The 19,945-nt window shown below is 66.1% G+C and carries 20 protein-coding genes; 14 read left to right on the forward strand and 6 right to left on the reverse strand.

Annotated features, from left to right (window positions below; all coding sequences use genetic code 11):
- The first annotated feature begins 171 nt into the window (after positions 1-171).
- From EV560_RS24370 to EV560_RS24405, 9 genes are all read left to right on the forward strand, one after another.
- Entirely contained in the window at positions 172-510 is a 339-nt protein-coding gene (locus EV560_RS24370; RefSeq protein WP_131858415.1) for an XdhC family protein, read from the forward strand.
- Positions 510-1,145 (forward strand): LysE family translocator, encoded by a 636-nt coding sequence (locus EV560_RS24375; protein ID WP_131858416.1) that lies wholly within the window; start codon positions 510-512, stop codon positions 1,143-1,145. Before EV560_RS24370 ends, EV560_RS24375 begins: the two co-directional genes overlap by 1 nt.
- Before the next feature lie 3 nt (positions 1,146-1,148).
- Entirely contained in the window at positions 1,149-1,841 is a 693-nt protein-coding gene (locus EV560_RS24380; protein WP_131858417.1) for an XdhC family protein, read from the forward strand.
- Positions 1,838-3,439 (forward strand): NTP transferase domain-containing protein, encoded by a 1,602-nt coding sequence (locus EV560_RS24385; protein WP_131858418.1) that lies wholly within the window; start codon positions 1,838-1,840, stop codon positions 3,437-3,439. The genes EV560_RS24380 and EV560_RS24385 overlap by 4 nt, the downstream gene beginning before the upstream one ends.
- Before the next feature lie 324 nt (positions 3,440-3,763).
- Positions 3,764-4,033 (forward strand): usg protein, encoded by a 270-nt coding sequence (locus tag EV560_RS24390; protein ID WP_131858419.1) that lies wholly within the window; start codon positions 3,764-3,766, stop codon positions 4,031-4,033.
- A 106-nt stretch (positions 4,034-4,139) separates the two neighbouring features.
- A complete protein-coding gene (locus EV560_RS24395; protein WP_465247033.1) occupies positions 4,140-4,709 on the forward strand; it encodes an exopolysaccharide biosynthesis protein in 570 nt (189 codons plus the stop codon).
- Between the two features lie 87 nt (positions 4,710-4,796).
- Positions 4,797-5,627, forward strand: a complete 831-nt coding sequence (locus tag EV560_RS24400) for a helix-turn-helix domain-containing protein (RefSeq protein WP_131858421.1) — start codon at positions 4,797-4,799, stop codon at positions 5,625-5,627.
- A gap of 92 nt (positions 5,628-5,719) precedes the next feature.
- Entirely contained in the window at positions 5,720-5,875 is a 156-nt protein-coding gene (locus EV560_RS35855) for a hypothetical protein (protein WP_165923601.1), read from the forward strand.
- A gap of 3 nt (positions 5,876-5,878) precedes the next feature.
- Positions 5,879-6,214: a DUF1127 domain-containing protein gene (locus EV560_RS24405; protein WP_131858422.1), complete on the forward strand. Its 336-nt coding sequence runs from the start codon at positions 5,879-5,881 to the stop codon at positions 6,212-6,214.
- Between the two features lie 71 nt (positions 6,215-6,285).
- Here the strand turns inward: EV560_RS24405 and EV560_RS24410 are convergent, their stop codons facing one another.
- The 5 genes from EV560_RS24410 to EV560_RS24430 form a co-directional block, all read right to left on the reverse strand.
- Positions 6,286-8,499, reverse strand: coding sequence for a putative bifunctional diguanylate cyclase/phosphodiesterase (locus EV560_RS24410; RefSeq protein ID WP_131858423.1), 2,214 nt, complete (start codon positions 8,497-8,499; stop codon positions 6,286-6,288).
- 194 nt (positions 8,500-8,693) lie between these two features.
- Positions 8,694-9,443 (reverse strand): proteasome-type protease, encoded by a 750-nt coding sequence (locus tag EV560_RS24415; protein ID WP_131858594.1) that lies wholly within the window; start codon positions 9,441-9,443, stop codon positions 8,694-8,696.
- A 213-nt stretch (positions 9,444-9,656) separates the two neighbouring features.
- A complete protein-coding gene (locus EV560_RS24420) occupies positions 9,657-10,484 on the reverse strand; it encodes a transglutaminase family protein (RefSeq protein WP_131858424.1) in 828 nt (275 codons plus the stop codon).
- Between the two features lie 70 nt (positions 10,485-10,554).
- Positions 10,555-11,496, reverse strand: a complete 942-nt coding sequence (locus EV560_RS24425) for an alpha-E domain-containing protein (RefSeq protein WP_131858595.1) — start codon at positions 11,494-11,496, stop codon at positions 10,555-10,557.
- Between the two features lie 67 nt (positions 11,497-11,563).
- The gene (locus tag EV560_RS24430) at positions 11,564-12,979 is read right to left on the reverse strand and encodes a circularly permuted type 2 ATP-grasp protein (protein WP_131858425.1); all 1,416 of its coding nucleotides are present in this window, start codon (positions 12,977-12,979) and stop codon (positions 11,564-11,566) included.
- 273 nt (positions 12,980-13,252) lie between these two features.
- On the opposite strand from EV560_RS24430, the gene sucC reads away from it, so the two are divergent.
- Together sucC and sucD are read left to right on the forward strand one after the other, a co-directional pair.
- Complete coding sequence (sucC, locus tag EV560_RS24435; RefSeq protein ID WP_131858426.1) at positions 13,253-14,422, forward strand: ADP-forming succinate--CoA ligase subunit beta; 1,170 nt, start codon at positions 13,253-13,255, stop codon at positions 14,420-14,422.
- Positions 14,423-14,425: 3 nt separating this feature from the next.
- Positions 14,426-15,307: a succinate--CoA ligase subunit alpha gene (gene sucD / locus EV560_RS24440; RefSeq protein WP_131858427.1), complete on the forward strand. Its 882-nt coding sequence runs from the start codon at positions 14,426-14,428 to the stop codon at positions 15,305-15,307.
- Between the two features lie 25 nt (positions 15,308-15,332).
- Here the strand turns inward: sucD and bhcR are convergent, their stop codons facing one another.
- A complete protein-coding gene (bhcR, locus tag EV560_RS24445; RefSeq protein WP_131858428.1) occupies positions 15,333-16,163 on the reverse strand; it encodes an HTH-type transcriptional regulator BhcR in 831 nt (276 codons plus the stop codon).
- Between the two features lie 235 nt (positions 16,164-16,398).
- Here bhcR and gcl point away from each other — a divergent pair, with 235 nt between their 5' ends.
- The 3 genes from gcl to glxR are packed head-to-tail and all read left to right on the forward strand — an operon-like array spanning position 16,399 to position 19,931.
- Entirely contained in the window at positions 16,399-18,171 is a 1,773-nt protein-coding gene (gcl, locus tag EV560_RS24450; protein ID WP_131858429.1) for a glyoxylate carboligase, read from the forward strand.
- A gap of 33 nt (positions 18,172-18,204) precedes the next feature.
- Positions 18,205-18,990, forward strand: coding sequence for a hydroxypyruvate isomerase (gene hyi / locus EV560_RS24455; RefSeq protein WP_131858430.1), 786 nt, complete (start codon positions 18,205-18,207; stop codon positions 18,988-18,990).
- Between the two features lie 50 nt (positions 18,991-19,040).
- The gene (gene glxR / locus EV560_RS24460) at positions 19,041-19,931 is read left to right on the forward strand and encodes a 2-hydroxy-3-oxopropionate reductase (RefSeq protein WP_131858431.1); all 891 of its coding nucleotides are present in this window, start codon (positions 19,041-19,043) and stop codon (positions 19,929-19,931) included.
- Positions 19,932-19,945: the final 14 nt, after the last annotated feature.

The following is a 19,945-nucleotide window of genomic DNA, read 5'->3' on the forward strand; positions in this document are numbered from 1 at the left end:
GCCGGGGCTGGCGTCGAGTAGCAATAGCGAAATCGTCATCGCCGCTCGCGATTGTGGACGGTGCGTCATGCTCTGCATGCTCGAAACCAGCGGCAGATATGCTTAAGTAGGCGGGCCTCACGGCGCGCCTGCGCATATGATGCGCGCTTGGCCGATTTGGGATCGACGATCATGATCAGCACCGATACCGACATCCTCGCCACCGCCGAAACCTGGGCGAAGGACGGGCGCGGCGTCGCGCTCGCCACGGTGATCGAAACCTGGGGGTCGGCACCGCGGCCGGTGGGCTCGCATCTCGTCATCGACGGGGAGGGCAATTTCCTCGGTTCGGTCTCGGGCGGCTGCGTCGAGGGCGCCGTCGTCACCGAGGCGGTCGAGGTCATCGCCGACGGCAAGGCGCGCACGCTCGAATTCGGCGTCGCCGACGAGACGGCCTGGAAGGTCGGGCTCTCCTGCGGCGGGCGGATCAAGGTCTATGTCGAGCGAATCCTGGTCGAGAAGGTGAACTGATGGCGTCCTGGGAAACACTCACCGCCTTCGCGATCCTGACGCTCGCCGTTGCCTATTTCCCGGGACCGGCGCTGCTCTACACGGCCGCGCAGACCATCGCCCATGGCCGGCGCGCCGGCTTCATGGCGATGCTCGGCATCCATCTCGGTTGCTATGTCCACGTCGTCGCGGCGGCCTTCGGCCTTTCGGCCGTGTTCCAGCATGTGCCGGAACTCTACATGGCGGTGAAGCTCGCCGGCGCGCTCTACCTGGTCTGGCTCGGCATCGGCATGATCCGCTCCAAGCTCGGCGGGGCAGGCGAGGATGTCGTGATGGCGCCGCCCAAGACGGTGAAGCGGGCGCTGCGTGATTCCTTCATCGTCGAGGTCCTGAACCCGAAGGTCGCGCTGTTCTTCATCGCGCTCCTGCCGCAGTTCGTCGATCCGGCCGCCGCGCTGCCGGTCTGGGCGCAGTTCCTGGTCCTCGGCATGATCGTGAATTTTGCCTTTTCCTCGGCCGATTTCTTGACGGTGCTCGGTGCCTCGGCCGTGATCCAGACGATGAAGAAGACCAAGGCCGGCTTCGCCTTCGGCCGCTGGCTCGGCGGTTCGCTGATGATCGGACTTGGGCTGAAACTCGCGACCGACAAGGGCTGAGCGATGGATCTCGGCCTGCTTTCAGCCCTCAATTCCGAGCGCGCCGCCCGCCGCGCGACGGTGCTCGTCACCGATACCTCGAATGGTGTGCAAAGGCTGGTGAAGGAGGTGGATATCGCCACCGATCCGCTGGCCGCGCTTCTCGACAAGCAATTGCGCAGCGGCAAGAGCGGCGCCGTCGCGACCGAGGACTCCAGCTATTTCCTGACCGTGCAGGCGCCGCCGCCTCGCGTCGTCGTCACCGGCGCGGTGCATATCTCCCAGGCGATGGCGCCGATGGCGCGGCTGCTCGATCTCGATCTGACGATCGTCGATCCGCGCACGGCTTTCGCCACGCCGGAGCGCTTTCCCGGCGTGACGCTGCTGCCCGAATGGCCCGATGAGGCGATCGGCAAGATCGGGCTCGACAGCTATACCGCCTTCGTCGCCCTGACCCATGATCCGAAGATCGACGATCCCGGGTTGGAGGCGGCGCTGCGTTCCGCCTGCTTCTATATCGGCGCGCTCGGCAGCCGGAAGACGCATGGCCGCCGGGTCGAGCGCCTAGTGGCGGCAGGCTTCGACGAAGCTTCGCTCGCGCGCATTCATGCGCCGATCGGGCTCGATATCGGGGCCGTCTCACCGGCCGAGATCGCGCTCGCCATCCTTGGCGAAATCGTCAGCACATTGCGCGGACCGCGCCGGCAGACATCATGAAATTCGGTTCGGTTGCCATTGCCGACGCTGTCGGCTGCATCGCTGCACATTCGGTGCGGGCCGGTGACGTCATCGTCAAGAAGGGCGCGACGATCTCGGCCCAGGATGCCGCGCGGCTTGCGGCTGCGGGCGTGTCGGAACTCGTCGCAGTCAGGCTCGAGCCCGGCGATATCGACGAGAACGCTGCGGCAAAACGGCTGGCCGAGGCCCTGGCCGGGCCAGGCCTCGTCACCGAGGCTCCGTTCACCGGCCGCGTCAATCTCTTCGCTGCAACCGCCGGCGTGCTGACGCTCGATGTCGCGGCGCTCGATGCCCTCAACATGATCGACGAGGCGATCACCGTCGCGACATTGCCTGCGCTCAAGGCCGTCGTCGCCGGCGAGATGGTCGCGACCGTCAAGATCATTCCCTATGCCGTCTCTGGCCGGCAGGTCGAGGATGCGCTTGCCCGTATCGGAGCGGCCAGGCCGATTGCGGTCAGCGAATACCGGTTCAAGACCGTCGCGATGGTCTCGACATTGCTGCCCGGCCTGAAACCCTCCGTCGTCGAGAAGACGATGAAGGTCATGGCCGAGCGCATTGCGCCGGCAGGTGCGCGGATCGTCTCCGACGCGCGCGTGCCGCATCAGGCCGAGCCACTGGCCGAGGCGATCCGCAAGGCTGCTGCCAGCCCTGCCGAGGTCGTCGTCGTTTTCGGCGCCTCCGCCATCACCGACCGGCGCGATGTGGTGCCGCAGGCGCTGGTCGAGGCCGGCGGCCATGTCGAGCATCTCGGCATGCCGGTCGATCCCGGCAACCTGCTGCTGATCGGCGAGCTCGCCGGCAAGCCGGTGATCGGCGCGCCCGGTTGCGCCCGCTCGCCCAAGGAGAACGGCTTCGATTGGGTGCTGCAGCGCTGCCTCGCCGGCCTTCCGGTCGGGCGCGCCGATATCCAGAAGATGGGCGTCGGCGGGCTGCTGATGGAGATAGTCTCGCGGCCGCAGCCGCGTGCGCCCGGGCGCGAGGCTGTCGCGCCCGTTGCCGGGCTCGTGCTCGCCGCCGGCCGCTCGACGCGGATGGGCGAGCGTAACAAGCTGCTGCAGATCGTGCGCGGCGAGGCGCTGGTGCGTCATGCCGTTAAGGCGCAGCTTGCGGCGCGGATCGGTCCGGTTTTCGTCATCACCGGGCATCAGCGCGCCGAGGTCGAGGCGGCACTGCAAGGGCTTCCCGTCCGCTTCGTCCACAATCCCGATTTCGCCTCCGGCCTCGCCAGTTCGGTCCGGGCGGGCCTGGCTGCGCTGCCGGATGACAGTTCCGGCGTCGTCGTCTCGCTCGGCGACATGCCGAATGTCACGCCGGCGGTGATCGACCGGCTGGCCGAGGCCTTCGCCGACAGTCCCGAAGCGCAGGCGGTCGTGCCGACGCTGTTCGGCCAGCGCGGCAACCCGGTGCTACTGGCGCGGGCGCTGTTCCCGGCCGTCGAACGGCTCTCCGGCGACCAGGGCGCGCGCCGGCTGCTCGATGCGGCCGAGGAGGGCGTCGTCGAGGTGCCGCTGGACGATCCGGCGATCGCCATCGATGTCGATACGCCCGAGGCGCTCAGGGCACTGGCGGGTTAGCGCATCGACCCGAAAAGTGGATTGCGGTTTTCGGAAAAGCCGATGCGAAAACAGGAAGCTGGATCACCGGACCGGATCGATATCCCGTCCGATGATCCAGTGCCGGCCAGTGCGTGTCCGCGAGCGCAGTCGGGCAAGCTCTACCGGTTTCCCCGTGATCAAACGCCGCGCACGCCGCCCGACATCGACGGCCGCGATTGCTCACCGCCACAGGCCATGATTGCAAAAACTTGACGGGGCCTTGCAAGTTTTTGTTAACCAACGGAGCGCAACCTCAAGAAATCGGCTAAGCTTTCATCGCGTGGTGACGCAGGAGGATTGGCGATGGTGTCAGAGGACTTCATTCGGCAACTCAAGGGCTACGGGCTGACGACGGCGACAATCCTCTATCGCATGCCTGACCATCCGCTCGTCCTGCAGACCTTCATCTGGCAGCACTATGATCTGGCGCCACGTTTTCCGGTGCTGCACGATTTCCTCGACTTCTGGAAGCGCGAGCTCGACGGGCCGCTGCACTCGGTCACCGTCGCGCATGCGCGGCTGATCCGGCCGGCCGAGATCGTGAATGTGAATGGCGTGCTGACCTTGCATTGAAACTCTGCGCTGCCCGCCCTTGTTGCGGCAAGCGAGCACGTGGTAGGCCGCTGCTCCCGCCACGGCTTGGCCACTACGCTTGTCATCACCGCTTCGCACATCCGGATTGCTGACGGCCCTTGCTGCTTTGCCAGGAGAGCGGATCCCCGTCGGGACCATCGTCGGGGCGCTGAAGGACAGGGCCTATGCGCTGCTCGTCGTGCTGCTCGGCTTGCCCAATTGCTTGCCGATGCCGCCGCCGATCCCGCTCGTCTGCGGCCTCGTGCTCGCCTTTGTCGGCCTGCAGATGCTGTTCGGCCGGGCGACGCCCTGGTTGCCACAGCGGCTGCTGAGCAAGAGCATCGGCAAGCCCGTACTGGCGCGGGCGGTGGAGCGGGCGCTGCCGCCGCTGGTCTGGCTCGAACGCTTCTCGCGGCCGCGACTGACGATGCTGGGCGGGCCGGTCGCGGTGCCGGTACTGGGCCTCGTGATCCTGATCCTGGCGCTGGGGCTCATCGTCGCGGCGCCCTTCATCGGGCAGATCCCGCTTGGCCTTGCCGTCTGCCTCGTCGGCCTCGGGCTGGTCGAGCGTGACGGGCTTTTCATCATCGCCGGTGCGCTGGTCGGCGTGGTCGGGCTGCTGCTCAGCGCCGGCTTCGCCTATGCGATCGTGAGCGGGATCGCCGAGCTGTTCTGAGCCTCTCGGCGCGCCCCCGCGCCTCCTGCCATCAGGTGACGCCCATCGGGCCGATGATGCCTCCCGAAGCAGAACGGGAGTGCAGCGATGTCGGGCCTCACCGTCGAGAACCTCCTGAATACGCAGACCGTCGCGATCAATGACGTCGCCTGCTGCGGCACGTGCCGGGAGAAGGGCGTCGAGGAATGTTCGCACGCCACGCATCTGGTCTTTCCCTATCGCGGCATCTTCGTGCGCCATCTCGGCCGCGGCGATGCGGTGGCCGAGGCCAATCAGGTATTGTTCTTCAATCAGGGGGAGGAATACCGGGTCAGCCATCCGGTCTCCGGCGGCGACGCCTGCCTCTCCCTGACCATCGACGAACACTTGCTGCGCGAGCTCGCGCCGAAGGAGCAGTTGCGCGAGGGCGGGCGCTTGACGTTCCGCCGGCAGCGTCGACGCATCGATCCACGCGCGCAAGCCCTGGTCGCCATGCTCCGGCACAGCCTGAAGCGCAAGGTCGCCGAGCCTCTTGAAGCCGAGACCCTGGCGCTGACGCTGGTGCGGCGGGCGCTGGGTGAGCGGACCTCGCATGCCGCGGGGGCCAGCACCGGCCGGCAGAAGCTCGTCGATCGCGCCAAGCTGGCGCTGGCCTCGGATCCGGCGCGGCGTTGGACGCTTGCTGAGATCGCCGCGGAGGTCGGCGTCTCGCCCGTCTATCTGACGCAGGTCTTCCAGCAGGTCGAAGCGGTGCCGCTCTATCGCTATCAGCTGCGCCTGCGCCTGGCCCGCGCGCTCGACCTGCTCGCCGATTCCGACGATCTCACCGGCCTGGGTCTCGATCTCGGCTTCTCCAGCCATAGCCATTTCAGCTCGGCCTTCAGGCAGGTTTACGGCCGCAGCCCGGCCGAGTTCCAGCGCGCGATCCGGCTGCGCTGAGCAGCCGATCGCTAAAGAATCTGACAGCGGCGATGCCGCGAAAGGTCTCTTCTCTCCAGGCCCGATGTCGGGTCCGAACAGGAGATCAAGCCATGACTGAAAGAACCTGCGCAGCCTGCGATTGCGAGCTCGATGCCACGGCCATCAGCGTGAATCTCGGCGGCAAGACCGTGGAGGTCTGCTGCGAGGATTGCGCCGAGCAGCTCAAGGAGGCGCATGCCGCCGCAAAGCATGGAAAGGAGGACTGACCCATGACCTGCTCCGATCACGCCACGCGCCTGGCGCCCACACCGGCGCGGCTTTCCGCATTCCCGGCCCAAGCCCTGGCTGCGCTGCTCTCCCAGGCCCTGGCCAAGGTCGGTGCGTTCATCACGGCGCGCCGCCACCGGCGCGCCATCGCCGAGCTGGCGGAATGCGACGAGTACATGTTGCACGATATCGGCCTCAGCCGTTCCGCCGTCGAGGGCGCCCTCTGCGTCAGCTTCGCGGAGGACCCCTCGATCTTGCTCGAGCGTCCGTCACCGTCCTATGCCGTGCGCGAAATCAAGCGGGCAGAGGAACTGCCCTGGGTGCGCCTGCACGGCTGAACCCTTGGACCGAACATCATATCCAGTCGGATGTTCGCTTTGCTGAAATCGGTCGGCGCCCCGAGCCCGGATCAGGCCGCGAGGCTATCGGCAAAAGGGGCGTCGAGTTCGAGCAGCCGGTCGATTTCCTCGGCTGGGACGCCCTTCGAGAACAGGAAGCCCTGCAATTCGTGGCAGCCGATCGCCTGCAGGAAACGATGCTGCTCGGCCGTCTCGACGCCTTCGGCGCAGACGCGCAAGCCGAGCGCACGGCCAAGATGCACGACCGAATGGACCAGGATCGCCGACTCGCCGGTCGTCTCCATATATTCGAGGAAGGAGCGGTCGATCTTGATCTTGTCGAAGGCGAAACGGCGCAAATAGATCAGGCTGGAATAGCCGATGCCAAAATCGTCGAGCGCGAGGCCAATGCCGTGGGCGCGCAGCTCCATCAGCGCGTTCTCGGCGGCATCGGCATCCTCGACGACGACGCCCTCGGTCAGCTCGAGCTCGAGCCGGGCTGGGTCGAAGCCGGTTTCCTCGACGATGCGGATGACATCGCCGACGAAATCCTTGTGGCGAAACTGCACCGGCGAGATGTTGACCGCGAGCCGCAGGCCCTCCCAGCGCTTGGCTTCGAGGCAGGCGCGGCGCAGCACCCATTCGCTCAGCGGCACGATCAGCCCGCGCTCTTCGGCGATGCTGATGAATTCCGAGGGAGGCACCATGCCGTGCACCGGGTGGGGCCAGCGCACCAGCGCCTCGACCCCGACAATGGTGTTGCCGTCGACCGAGACCTGCGGCTGGTAGTGCAGCATGAGCTCGTCCTTGGCGATGGCGTTGCGCAGGTCTTCCTCGACCATGCGTTTCAGCTGCAGGGCGCGGTTCATTCGCGCCTCGAAGAAGGAATAGCGGTTCCGCCCCTCGTTCTTCGACTGATAGAGCGCCGTGTCGGCGAGCTTGAGCAGGGTCTCGCGGTCGGTGCCGTCCTGAGGGGCCAGCGCGATGCCGATCGAACAGCCGATGATCGTGTCGATGCCCATGACCGAGAAGGGGCGGGTGAGCGCTTCGAGGATGCGCTCGCCCAACGCCGCGCAGCCGCTGGCATCGTGGATATTGCTCTGGATGATGCCGAACTCGTCGCCACCCAGCCGCGCCACCGTATCGCCGACGCGCATCATGCCGGAGAGTCGCTCGGCGACCTGGCGGATCAGCTCGTCTCCGGCGGTGTGGCCATAGGTGTCGTTGACGGCCTTGAAGCGGTCGAGATCGAGCAGCAGCACTGCGAGCCCGTTGCCGTTGCGGCTGAGCTGGGCCAGTTCCTGATCGAGCCTCAGGTCGAAGGTGCGGCGGTTCGGCAGCAGCGAGAGCTCGTCATGGGCGGCGAGCCGCTGGATCTGGTGCTCGCGCAGGCCGATCTCCTTGGCGGCGTTGCGCAGGCGCTGGATCACATAGGCGAAGATCGCAGCGAAGATGATTCCGACCGCGATCAGCGCCCAGGAGAATTGCTCGATGATCGCATTGCCCGGGCGGCTCGGCGTCCAGGTCAGCCAGGCCGAGACGGTGCCGTCAGGAGAGACGATGTCACGGCGCAGCAGTGGATCCACCGGCTTGCGGCCGGTGATCTGCAGCCCGGGGATGCGATAGCGCCGGGCCATATCGTCGAGCAGGGTGGAGGTGATGCGATTATAGCCGACGACGATCGCAGCGGGGGCCTGGCCCTGCTCATCCAGGATGGGCCGCGCGCGCAGCTCGGTGATCGTGAGCGCGAGCGTGCTCTGGCCGTCGAAAATCATCTCGGCCTGGATATCCAGCGGAGCTGTGCCAGCCGACCCGGCGTCGCCCAGGCTGGCCGGGCCGGGGAGGCTGCGGCTGAAATGCTTGAGGCCGTCATAGCTGGCCTGACCGGCCGGGCGTCCGCCTTCGAGCCCGGCGAGGACACGGCCCGACGGCGTCACCAGATAGACGCCCTCGAAGGTGAGGAAGCGGTAGCTGAGCCTGGCGAAGATCGATTGGAGCGCCTCTGTCGGGCCGCCCGTGGCCAGCGCATTCTGCAGCTCGGCGCTCGAGGACATGCTGTCCATGCGCAGCCGGCGCAGACGGGTCTGGCTCTCGATGGCGGCCTCGAGCCGGTCGCGCTGACGCTCGTTCTCGGTCTGGTTGGCGTCATGCGTGATGGCGAGCATCGCTGCGATCGCAGCAATCACCACCACCAGGAAGGCACAGCCAAGCGTAGCCACGGTGCTGGTGAGCATGCGCGCCGAGGAGTCCGCGTTGGTCATCTTCGCGACAGTAGGCGAATGCATCAGCCGTCTCAGAGCATCAGGGCGGCCACTATCGCAACGGAATGTTGATATCCCGTTTCCAGACAACGCTTAAGCGTGCTCAACAACAGCAGTTCGCAATTCCATATGGGAATGCGCTCAAGAGATTGATTTTGCGTGAATTTATCCCCGCGCGCCCGCGCCCGCGCGCAGGCGCGACCCGTAGCCGGGCCGATTCAACCCGTGGTCGGTCCATAGGGCGGGCGCGGGATTGCGGTATGGGCAGCGCGCAAGGCGGCCGACCAGCGTTCGCGCAGGTCGTGGAAATAGGGCTCGCCGGCCTCGATGCGCCGGTTCAGTTCGGGTTCGTCGGCGTCGCGGCGCATGACGATGAGGTCGATCGGCAGGCCGACGCCGAGATTCGAGCGCATGGTCGAGTCCATCGAGATCAGCCCGACCTTCAGGGCATCGTAAAGATGGGTGCGAAAGGTCACGGCGCGATCGAGGATCGGCTTGCCGTATTTATGCTCGCCGATCTGGAGGAAGGGCGCGTCCATGCCGCATTCGATGAAGTTGCCGGCGCCATAGACCATGAAAAGCCGCATCGGCTGGCCCTTGATCTGGCCGCCGAACAGCATCGAGACGTCGAATTTCACGCCGGCGTCGCTGAGCGCCTCGCCATCCATCTCGCGCACGGCGCGGATGGCGCGGCCGACGAGCTGGGCGGCGCGGAACATCGAGCTCGCGCTGCTAAAAGTGTCGAGCTCGCCCGTCTCGGGATTGGGCAGGCCCTCATGCAGCAGGCTCACCACCGATTGCGTGACCGAGAGGTTGCCGGCCGTCGCCAAGGCGAAAGTGCGCTCGCCCGGCCAGGAAAAGATGTGCAGCTTGCGGAAGGTCGAGATGTCGTCGAGCCCGGCATTGGTCCGGGTGTCGGCGATCATCACCAACCCGTCCTGCACGAGAAGTCCGGCGCAATAGGTCACGGGCTTTCGATCCTTCTGAGCGCCGTCGGACATGGCCGCGGCCGGCATCGCCTGCCCCGCTGCCAGAGCCGGATCCGATCAGGTTGAATCAACCTGATCGGTGAATCCGTCTCTAAACGATTGATAGAGAACGCGTGATCCGATCTGATCGCAGCGCGATCAGATCGGCGCGTGCTCTAGCAGCGGATTGCGACAGTCGCAATCGCGCTCGGCCTATTGGTTGACCTGCCGGCTGCCTGCCTTGCGCGCGCTGACGCTGACGGCAAGGTTCTCGCCACTGCCGCCCTTGCGGGCGCCGCGCACCGGGGCGGCATCGGCGAAGTCGAGCCCGGCTGCGATGCGGACATGGGTGTCGATCGGGCACAGGCCATTGGCGCAGTCGAAGCCGATCCAGCCGTAATCGTCGAGATGGATCTCGGCCCAGGCATGGGCGCCCTCGGCCAGGGGCAGAGCATCAGAGGCCGCGACATAGCCGGAAATATAGCGGGCCGGCAGGCCGAGCTGCCGGGCGCAGGTCATGAAGACATGGGCGAGGTCTTGCGGGATGCCCTCGCGCGCGGCGAAGGCGGGGGCGGCGCCGATGCCGTTGCGCTGGCCCGAGCGGTCGCAGGTCATCTCGCTATGGAGCGCTTCCGTCAGCGCATGCATCTTGGCGAGCGGCGTCGCGTCGGTGCGCGTCGCCGCGACGGCGAATTCACGCAGCGCATCGTCGGGAGCGGTCAGCAAGGTGTCGCGGCGGAAGACCTCGGGAGGCACGCGCTCGATCGCGCCGCGCACCACGCCGGCGAGATCGAGCGTCTCGACCACGCCGTCGACCTGGATCGACAGGCCCGAGATCGGTCCATCGGCCGAGAAGGTGTGGACGAGGTTGCCGTAAGGATCCTGCCCGGCGCGCAGGCGACCGTCGATATTGGGCTCGATGCGCCAGGACATCACATGCTGGCCATCGTGATCGCGCGGGGTCAGGCGCAGGATCTGCGTGATCTGCCTGACCGGCTCGTCATAGGCGTAGGTGATCGAGTGGGATATCTTGATCCGCATGGCGCTCGCGAGGCGTCTTCCGTCCCTGTTCCAGCCTGCGACGGCGCGCTCGCGCGAGCCGCCCCGGGGCCTATTGCAGATACTGTTCGGAGATGGTGTGGCCGAGGCGGTTGTTCTCGGTGATGAAGTCCTCGATGAATTCGTGCAGGCCACGCTGGAACACCGAGTCGATATGGGTGTTCGACATGTTGGCCAGCGTCTTGCGGGCCTGGCGCTGGGCCGGGCCCTGCCTGCCATAGGCATCGCCGAGCGAGTCGAGAAAGCGCGAGATGTTCTCGTAGCAGCTCGCCAGCGAGCGCGGCATGCGGCGGTTCAGGATCAGCAGGTCGGCGATCAGCAGCGGCTTCACCGCCTCGCGATAGACCCAGTGATAGGCGGTCAGCGCCGAGACCTCGCGCAGCATCGTCGTCCATTGGAAATAGTCGAGCGAGCCGCCGACCTGCTCGTTCTCCGGCAGCAGGACATGGTATTTCACGTCGAGGATACGCGCGGTGTTGTCGGCGCGCTCGACATACATGCCGAGCCGCGAGAACCAGTAGCCGTCGTCGCGCAGCATGGTGCGATAGGCCGACCCGTCGAAGACCAGCGAGACATTCTTCACCCATTCGAGGAAGCGGGCGAATTCCTCGCGGTCCATGCGCTTCTTCTCGAAGCGTTGCAACTCGAGCCAGGCGCTGTTCAGCGCATCCCACATTTCCGAGGTTAGCGCTGTGCGCACGGCGCGCGCATTCGAGCGGGCGAGGGCGAAGCAGTTGCGGATCGAAGAGGGGTTGTCGGGGTTGAAGGTCAGGAAGTCGCAGACATTGCGCTCATTGGCCTCGCCATAGGCCTTGGCGAAGGTGTCCTCGCAGCCGGCGGTCGCGACCGCGCTCTGCCATTCCGTGCCGGCGCCGCCATAGGAGGAGGGCAGGTTGGTCAGGCGTGTCGTCGCGTCGAGGATGCGGGCGAGGTATTCGGCCCGCTCGACATAGCGGGACACCCAGTAGAGGCTGTCGGCGGTGCGCGAGAGCATGGTCAGGTCAGGCCTTTTCGCAGCGTGCGGGGCGATGGTCTGGTTGGGGCCGTTCCAGGTCTTTCCCTCATGCATCGATCACCCAGGTGTCCTTGGTGCCGCCGCCCTGGCTGGAATTGACCACGAGCGAGCCTTCCTTCAGCGCGACGCGGGTCAGGCCTCCCGGCACGCAGGAGATGCCGTTGGCGCCGGAGAGCACATAGGGGCGCAGATCGACATGGCGCGGCGCGACGCCGGAGGCGACGAAGGTCGGGCAGGTCGAGAGCGCCAGCGTCGGCTGAGCGATGAAGCCTTCCGGGTGACTCTTGAGCTTGCGCCGGAAGGTCTCGATCTGCGCCTTGTTGGCATGGGGGCCGACCAGCATGCCGTAACCGCCGGAGCCGTTGACCTCCTTGACGACGAGCTTCTCAAGGTTGTCGAGCACATAGGCATTGGCCTCGGGCTCGCGGCAGCGGAAGGTCGGGACGTTCTTCAGGATCGGCTCCTCGCCGGTGAAGAATTTCACGATCTCCGGCATGTAGCTGTAGACCGCCTTGTCGTCGGCGACACCGGTGCCGACCGCATTGGCGAGCGTGACATTGCCCGCCTTATAGGCGCCGATGATGCCGGGCACGCCGAGCACGGAATCGCCGCGGAAGACGAGCGGATCGATGAAGTCGTCGTCGATGCGGCGGTAGATCACGTCGACGCGCTTTGGCCCCTGTGTCGTCCGCATGTAGACGACGTCGTCCTTGACCAGGAGGTCCGAACCCTCGACCAGCTCGATGCCGAGCTTGTCGGCGAGGAACGAGTGCTCGTAGAAGGCCGAATTGTATTGGCCGGGCGTCAGCAGGCAGATCGACGGGTCGGAAGGGGCGCTGCGCGGCGCGACCGAGCGCAGGGTCGCAAGAAGCTGATCCGGGTAGTTATCGACCGGCGCCACGCGATGCATCGCGAAGAGCTCGGGGAACAGCCTGAGCATCACCTCGCGGTTCTCGAGCATGTAGGAAACGCCCGACGGCGTGCGGGCATTGTCTTCCAGCACGTAGAACGTATCGGCGTCGACGCGCACCACATCGATGCCGGCAATGTGGCAGTAGATGCCGTGCGGCACCTGGAAATCGACCATCTGCAGCTGGTAGCACGCGTTACGATAGACCAGGTCGGGCGGGATGATGCCGGCCTTCAGGCATTCCTTCGGGCCATAGACATCGGCCAGGAACATATTGAGCGCGGTGACGCGCTGGCGCAGGCCCTTTTCCAGCTTGCTCCATTCCGGCTTGGTCAGGACGCGCGGGATGATGTCGAAGGGGATCAGCCGCTCGGTCGATTCCTCGTCGCCATAGACGGCGAAGGTGATTCCGATGCGCCGGAAGAACAGCTCGGCCTGGCTGCGGCGCAGGGCGAGCATCTCTGGGGGAGCTTCCTTCAACCAGCGGTCGAGCGCGTCGTAAGCCGGCCGTAACTCGGTCCCCATGCCGGTCATTTCGTCGAACGCGACCATGTCAGGCTTTTTCCCCGTTTCGATCAACCTATGCGCATTCGCGATAGTTCGAAAAGGGGGAGATTGGTGATGCCTTTGGCGCATCTGCCCTTTTCATAGGCAGCATCGCCTGGCCGCCGGAACAACCGGTGCATCGCGATCTCAACGCATTCCTGCGCCATTCTCGCCGTGCCGCGGGCGACCGCGAGATCGGTTGTCTACGGCCGGTTTCTGGCATAATGTATGCCAATTATAAAACGATGCCGCTCACGGCACGATCAGAGGGAGCGAACCATGAAGATCCATGAGTTCCAGGCGAAGCAGTTGCTGGCCCCCTACGGGCTGCAGGTGCCGGAGGGCGGCGTCGCGATCACCGCGCCGGAAGCCGGCGACATAGCGCGGCGCCTGGGCGGGCCGGTGGTGGTCAAGGCCCAGATCCAGGCCGGTGGCCGCCAGAAGGCCGGCGGCGTGCATCAGGTCGATGCCGCGGAGGCGGCGGAAAGCGTCGCCGGGCGGCTGCTCGGGCGCAAGCTGGTGACAGCGCAGACCGGTCGTAACGGCGAGATGGTCAAGCGCCTCCTGATCGAGACCGCGATCGCGGCGAAGCGCGAACTGCACCTTGCCCTGCTGGTCGATTCCTCGTCCGGCGAACTGATGCTGATCGGCAGCGCCAAGGGCGGCGCCGATATCGAGGAGCAGGCAGCACGCGGCGAGATCAAGGTGAATCAGCTCAGGCTCGGCGCCGGAAGCGAGCCGCGGAAGCAGGAGATCGCCCGGTTCCTCTCCGAGCTCGGGCTGGACGGCGCCCTGCAGGAGCAGGGCTGCGCGCTGGTCGACGGCCTGCGACGGGCCTTCCTCGAGCTCGATGCCAGCCTGATCGAGATCAACCCGCTGGCGGTCACGGAGCAGGGCGGCCTGGTCGCGCTCGACGTCAAGATGATGCTCGACGACAACGCGATGTTCCGCCACCCCGACCTCGCGGCGCTGCGCGAAGAGGACGAGGCCAGCGCCGCCGAATTGCAGGCGCAGCGCCACCAGCTCAACTATGTCCAGCTCGATGGCGATATCGGCCTGGTGGCGAACGGGGCGGGGCTCGGCCTCGCGACGCTCGACATGGTCGTCGCCGCCAAGGGTCGGCCTGCCAATTTCATGGATATCCGCACCACCGCCAAGAGCCTCGACATCGCCCAGGGCTTCCGGCTCCTGCTCGACAATCCGGCGACCAAGGCGCTCCTGATCAATGTCCATGGCGGCGGCATGCAGCCTTGCGACACGATCGCCGAGGGGCTCGGAGTCGCCATGCGGCGCAGCGGCCGCAAACTGCCCCTGGTGGTGCGCCTCGCCGGCAACAATGCGGATTTCGCCCGCTCTCGCTTCAAGAATTTCGGCTGCGAGATCGTCGATTGCCCGGACATGTGGAGCGCGGCCTCGACCGCCGTCGCCATCGCAGCGAAAGGAGCCTGAGCCATGGCCGTCTTCCTCGATCGCGACACGCGCGTCGTCTGCCAGGGCATGACCGGCTGGGCCGGCACCCACCATGTGGCGCGCATGATGGAATATGGCACGCAGGTCGTCGGCGGCGTCACGCCTGGCAAGGGCGGGCGTTCGCATCTGAACTTGCCGGTCTATGACAAGGTCGCGCAATCGCGGCGCGAGACCGGCGCCAATGCCAGCATCGTCTTCGTCCCGCCTGCCAATGCCGCCGCTGCCATGCTGGAGGCGATCGAAGCGGAGATGCCGCTCGTCGTCACCGTCACAGAGCGGGTGCCGACGCTCGACATGGTCAGGGTCAAGGATGCGCTCAAGGGCTCGCGCACCACGCTGGTCGGGGCCAATTCGCAGGGCGTCCTGGTGCCCGGCATCGGCAAGCTCGGCGTGATGGCGACCGGCAGCGAGCGGCCGGGCGGGATCGGCATCGTCTCGCGCTCGGCCTCGCTCACCAGTGAGGTCGTGGCGCAGATCACGGCCGTCGGCCTCGGCCAGTCGACCACCGTCGGGGTCGGCGGCGACCCGATCCACGGCATCGGCATGCGTGACTGTCTCGACCTGCTGCTCAAGGATGCCGATACCGAGGGCGTGGTCCTGATCGGCGAGATCGGCGGGACCGAAGAGGAGGAGGTCGCGGACTATATTGCCGGGCTGAAGCCCTCCAAGCCGATCGTCGCGCTGATCGTCGGTCGCGAGGCGCCGCCCGAGCGGCGCATGGGCCATGCCGGCGCGCTGACATTGGGTGGACGCGGCGATGCCGCGAGCAAGATCAAGGCGCTGGAGGCGGCCGGCGTGCGCATCGCGCCGAGCGCGCATCTGGTCGGCGAGACGATCCGGCAGGCGCTGGCGGACCGGGATTAGCCTCGTTGAGAAGGGAGGGCGCTCCTCAATCCCGCTTCGGCAGACGGCCGCCGATGGAGGCGGTGATCTCGTCGGCGGCCCGGCGCACCAGCGGGCCGAACTCGTCGAGCTTGCGCGCGGTGATGCGCACGCTCGGTCCCGAGGTCGAGACGGCGGCGATCGCCTCGCCATGCTCGTTGAAGATCGGCGCGGCGACGCAGCGCATCCCAAGTGTGCGCTCCTCGTCGTCGAGGGCCCAGCCGCGCCGGCGGCTCTCGTCGAGCTCGCGCATCAGCAGGGCGAACTCCGTGCGGGTCTTTTCGGTGAAGCGCTCGAGCCGGCGCATGCCGCAGATCTGGCGCACGCGGTGCTCGGGCAATTCGGCGAGCAGCGCCTTGCCGACGCCGGATGCATGCATGGCGCCGCGGCTGCCGGCCCGGAAGAAGGCACGTAAGGTGTCATGGCTCTCGACCTGCGAGATGAAGACGACCTCGCCATCGTCCTCGATGCCGAGATTGACGGTCTCGCCGGTCTTTTCCATCAGGTCGCGCATGGTGAGGCGGCCCATGCTGGCGATGCGGCGGTTGCGCAGGAAGGCCGAGCCGATCTTGAAGGTCTCGACCCCGATCAGCCAGGAGCCGCGCTCGATCTCGTGCAGCACGAAGCCGCGGCTCTCCAGCGTCAGCAGGAGGCGGTGCACCGTCGAGACGGAAAAGCCGGATTTGCGGGCGAGGTCCGTCAGCGTCAGGCCGTCCTCCTCAGCCAGCATGGCAAGGAGGGACAGGCCGCGGTCGAGCGCCTGGACCGAGCCGCCGGTCATCGCCGCCTTCAGCGAGCGCGGGCGGCCGCGGGTCTTGCGTTGATCTGTCAGGGTCATGGCCGGGCTCCGTTCATCGGCTCCAGGAAAGCACGTCCTGGGATAAGAGCCAATTAGAACTGAAATTATTTTCCAAAACACCCAATCCGTGATTTCTGGAATAAATATATCTCATTGATTTATATTGATATTTCTATTTTCAATTAGCTGCGAAAAAACATTCTGAAAAAAATTGACGCCACGGCGCTTTTGGCATCTGGTATGCCAATCGAGCATCTCTTCAGGAGGCTGCGCCATGGCGAAGATGAGGGCCGTCGAGGCCGCTGTCAGGGTTCTGGAACGCGAGGGCGTCACGCAAGCCTTCGGGGTGCCGGGCGCGGCGATCAATCCGCTCTATGCGGCGCTGAAGAGCCGGCAAAGCATCGACCATATCCTGGCACGCCATGTCGAGGGCGCCTCACATATGGCCGAGGGCTATACCAGGGCCAAGGCCGGCAATATCGGCGTCTGCATCGGCACATCCGGACCCGCCGGCACCGACATGATCACCGGCCTCTATTCGGCCATCGCCGATTCGATCCCGATCCTCTGCATCACCGGCCAGGCGCCGCGGGCGCGGCTCTACAAGGAGGATTTCCAGGCGGTCGATATCGAGGCGATCGCGAAGCCGGTGACCAAATGGGCGGTGACCGTGCGCGAGCCGGCGCTGGTGCCGCGCGTCTTCCAGCAGGCCTTCCACCTGATGCGCTCGGGCCGGCCTGGCCCGGTACTGATCGACCTGCCGGTCGATGTCCAGATGGCCGAGATCGAATTCGACGACGAGACCTATGAGCCGCTGCCGGTCTACAAGCCCGCAGCCTCGCGCCGCCAGATCGAGAAGGCGATGGCGATGCTGGACGCGGCCGAGCGGCCGCTGATCGTCGCCGGCGGCGGCGTCATCAATGCCGATGCCTCCGAGCTCCTGGTCGAGTTCGCCGAGCTGACCGGGGTCCCGGTCGTGCCGACCCTGATGGGCTGGGGCGCGATTCCAGACGACCATCCCCTGATGGCCGGCATGGTCGGCCTACAGACGAGCCATCGCTACGGCAATGCGACGATGCTCGCCTCCGACTTCGTCATCGGCATTGGCAATCGCTGGGCCAACCGCCACACAGGCTCGATCGAGACCTACACCAAGGGCCGCACGTTCGTTCACGTCGATATCGAGCCGACACAGATCGGCCGTGTCTTCAATCCGGATTACGGCATCGTCTCGGACGCCAAGGCGGCGCTCGAGCTCTTCGTCGACGTGGCGCGCGAGCGGGAGGGCAAGGGGCTGCTGAAGAACCGCAGCGACTGGGCCCAGGATTGCCGCGAGCGGCGCGCGACCATGCTTCGCAAGAGCCATTTCGACAACGTGCCGCTGAAGCCGCAGCGGGTCTATGAGGAGATGAACGAGGCCTTCGGCCGCGACACCTGCTACATCTCGACCATCGGGCTGTCGCAGATCGCCGGGGCGCAGTTCCTGCGTGTCTATAATCCGCGCAACTGGATCAATTGCGGCCAGGCCGGCCCGCTCGGCTGGACGCTGCCGGCGGCGCTCGGCGTGCGCGCCGCCGATCCCGAGCGCGAGATCGTCGCGCTCTCCGGCGATTACGACTTCCAGTTCCTGATCGAGGAGCTCGCGGTCGGGGCGCAGTTCAAGCTGCCCTACATCCATGTCGTCGTGAACAATTCCTATCTCGGCCTGATCCGCCAGGCGCAGCGCGGCTTCGACATGGATTTCCAGGTCCAGCTCGCCTTCGACAACATCAATGCGCCCGATCTCGCCGGTTATGGCGTCGACCATGTCGCGGTCGCCGAAGGGCTCGGCTGCAAGGCGATCCGGGTGAAGAGCCCGAACGAGTTCAAGGCCGCCTTCGCCCAGGCCAAGGCCTGGCTCAAGGAGCATCAGGTTCCGGTGGTGATGGAGTTCATCCTGGAGCGCGTCACCAACATCGCGATGGGCACCGAGATCGACAATATCGTCGAGTTCGAGGAGGTGCTCGACCTGCCTCTGCCCGAGCCCGTGCTGCAGCCGGCCCAATAATCCCGATCATCAGCGCCACCAGGGGAGAGACCCATGCCTCGTTTCGCCGCCAACCTGACGATGCTGTTCAACGAGCTGCCCTTCCTGGAACGCTTCCAGGCGGCAGCGGAATGCGGCTTCCGCGGCGTCGAGTACCTGTTCCCCTACGAGCACGACAAATACGAGCTGGCCGGGCGTATGAAGCGCTGGAACCTGACGCAGGTGCTGCACAACCTGCCGGCGGGCGACTGGGCCAAGGGCGAGCGCGGGATCGCGATCCTGCCGGACCGGGTGAGCGAGTTCCAGCGCGGCGTGTTCCAGGCGATCGACTATGCCACCATGCTCGGCTGCAAGCAGGTGAACTGCCTCGTCGGCATCGCGCCGAAAGGGAGCGATCCCGCCAGGCTGCACGAGACGCTGGTCAACAACCTGCGCTTCGCCGCCCATGAGCTGAACCAGGAGGGCATCGCGCTCCTGGTCGAGCCGATCAACACCCGCGACATCCCCGGCTTCTTCCTCAACACGACGAAGCAGGCGCTTGACCTGCTCGATGATGTCGAGTCGCCAAACCTCTTCATCCAGTACGACATCTACCACATGCAGATCATGGAGGGGGATCTGGCCCGCACGATCGAGGCCAATCTCGACAAGATCGGCCATATCCAGCTCGCCGACAATCCCGGCCGCAACGAGCCCGGCACCGGCGAGATCAACTTCCCGTTCCTCTACCGGCATCTCGACGCCATCGGCTACGGTGGCTGGGTCGGCTGCGAATACAAGCCCGCCCGCAGCACCCGCGACGGCCTGATCTGGCTGCCGGGGCACCCTTTGGCTGCGTGACGGGCAGACGGACGGTCGACGTTCTCAAGTCGAACGGAGGATAAGCGACTATGGCGAATATCGGCTTCATCGGGCTCGGCATCATGGGCCGCCCAATGGCGGAACATCTGATCACGGGCGGCCATACGCTGCACGTCTCGAGCCATCACAAGGCGCCGGATGCGGAGCTGCAGGCGAAGGCGGTCACGGTCCACCCGACGCCGAAGGCGGTCGCGGCGGCGAGCGAGATCGTCATCCTGATGCTGCCGGATACGCCGCAGGTGGAGGAGGTGCTGTTCGGCACCAATGGCGTCGCGCTCGGTCTCAGCAAGGGCAGCATCGTCGTCGACATGAGCTCGATCTCGCCGATGGCGACGAAGGAGTTCGCCAGGAAGATCGAGGCCCAGGGGAGCCAGTATCTCGACGCGCCGGTCTCCGGCGGCGAGGTCGGCGCCAAGGCGGCGAGCCTGACCATCATGGTCGGCGGGCCGCAGGAGGCGTTCGACAAGGTCAAGCCGCTCTTCGAGCTGATGGGCAAGAACATCACGCTGGTCGGCGGCAATGGCGACGGCCAGACCACCAAGGTCGCCAACCAGATCATCGTGGCGCTGACCATCGAGGCGGTCGCCGAGGCGCTGCTCTTCGCCTCCAAGGCGGGAGCGGACCCCGCCAAGGTGCGCCAGGCGCTGATGGGCGGCTTCGCCTCCTCGAAGATCCTCGAGATCCACGGCGAGCGCATGGTCAAGCGCACCTTCAATCCGGGCTTCCGCATCGGGCTGCACCAAAAGGACCTCAACCTCGCGCTGCAGAGCGCCCGGTCGATCGGCGTGTCGCTGCCGAACACGGCAACCGCGCAGGAACTGTTCAACGCCTGCGTCGCCCATGGCGGCAAGGACTGGGATCACTCGGCCATGGTGCGGGCGCTGGAGATCATGGCGAACCACCAGGTCGCGAGTTCATAAGAGCAAGAAAGGAA

It is taken from the genome of Allobosea sp. BK604, assembly GCF_004341515.1.
GTDB lineage: Bacteria > Pseudomonadota > Alphaproteobacteria > Rhizobiales > Beijerinckiaceae > Allobosea.

Coding starts and splice junctions, on each gene's coding strand:
- EV560_RS24370 (WP_131858415.1), top strand. CDS start 172: ATGATCAGCACCGATACCGACATCCTCGCCACCGCCGAAACCTGGGCG.
- EV560_RS24375 (WP_131858416.1), top strand. CDS start 510: ATGGCGTCCTGGGAAACACTCACCGCCTTCGCGATCCTGACGCTCGCC.
- EV560_RS24380 (WP_131858417.1), top strand. CDS start 1,149: ATGGATCTCGGCCTGCTTTCAGCCCTCAATTCCGAGCGCGCCGCCCGC.
- EV560_RS24385 (WP_131858418.1), top strand. CDS start 1,838: ATGAAATTCGGTTCGGTTGCCATTGCCGACGCTGTCGGCTGCATCGCT.
- EV560_RS24390 (WP_131858419.1), top strand. CDS start 3,764: ATGGTGTCAGAGGACTTCATTCGGCAACTCAAGGGCTACGGGCTGACG.
- EV560_RS24400 (WP_131858421.1), top strand. CDS start 4,797: ATGTCGGGCCTCACCGTCGAGAACCTCCTGAATACGCAGACCGTCGCG.
- EV560_RS35855 (WP_165923601.1), top strand. CDS start 5,720: ATGACTGAAAGAACCTGCGCAGCCTGCGATTGCGAGCTCGATGCCACG.
- EV560_RS24405 (WP_131858422.1), top strand. CDS start 5,879: ATGACCTGCTCCGATCACGCCACGCGCCTGGCGCCCACACCGGCGCGG.
- EV560_RS24410 (WP_131858423.1), bottom strand. CDS start 8,499: ATGCATTCGCCTACTGTCGCGAAGATGACCAACGCGGACTCCTCGGCG.
- EV560_RS24420 (WP_131858424.1), bottom strand. CDS start 10,484: ATGCGGATCAAGATATCCCACTCGATCACCTACGCCTATGACGAGCCG.
- EV560_RS24425 (WP_131858595.1), bottom strand. CDS start 11,496: ATGCTCTCGCGCACCGCCGACAGCCTCTACTGGGTGTCCCGCTATGTC.
- EV560_RS24430 (WP_131858425.1), bottom strand. CDS start 12,979: ATGGTCGCGTTCGACGAAATGACCGGCATGGGGACCGAGTTACGGCCG.
- sucC (WP_131858426.1), top strand. CDS start 13,253: ATGAAGATCCATGAGTTCCAGGCGAAGCAGTTGCTGGCCCCCTACGGG.
- sucD (WP_131858427.1), top strand. CDS start 14,426: ATGGCCGTCTTCCTCGATCGCGACACGCGCGTCGTCTGCCAGGGCATG.
- bhcR (WP_131858428.1), bottom strand. CDS start 16,163: ATGACCCTGACAGATCAACGCAAGACCCGCGGCCGCCCGCGCTCGCTG.
- gcl (WP_131858429.1), top strand. CDS start 16,399: ATGGCGAAGATGAGGGCCGTCGAGGCCGCTGTCAGGGTTCTGGAACGC.
- hyi (WP_131858430.1), top strand. CDS start 18,205: ATGCCTCGTTTCGCCGCCAACCTGACGATGCTGTTCAACGAGCTGCCC.
- glxR (WP_131858431.1), top strand. CDS start 19,041: ATGGCGAATATCGGCTTCATCGGGCTCGGCATCATGGGCCGCCCAATG.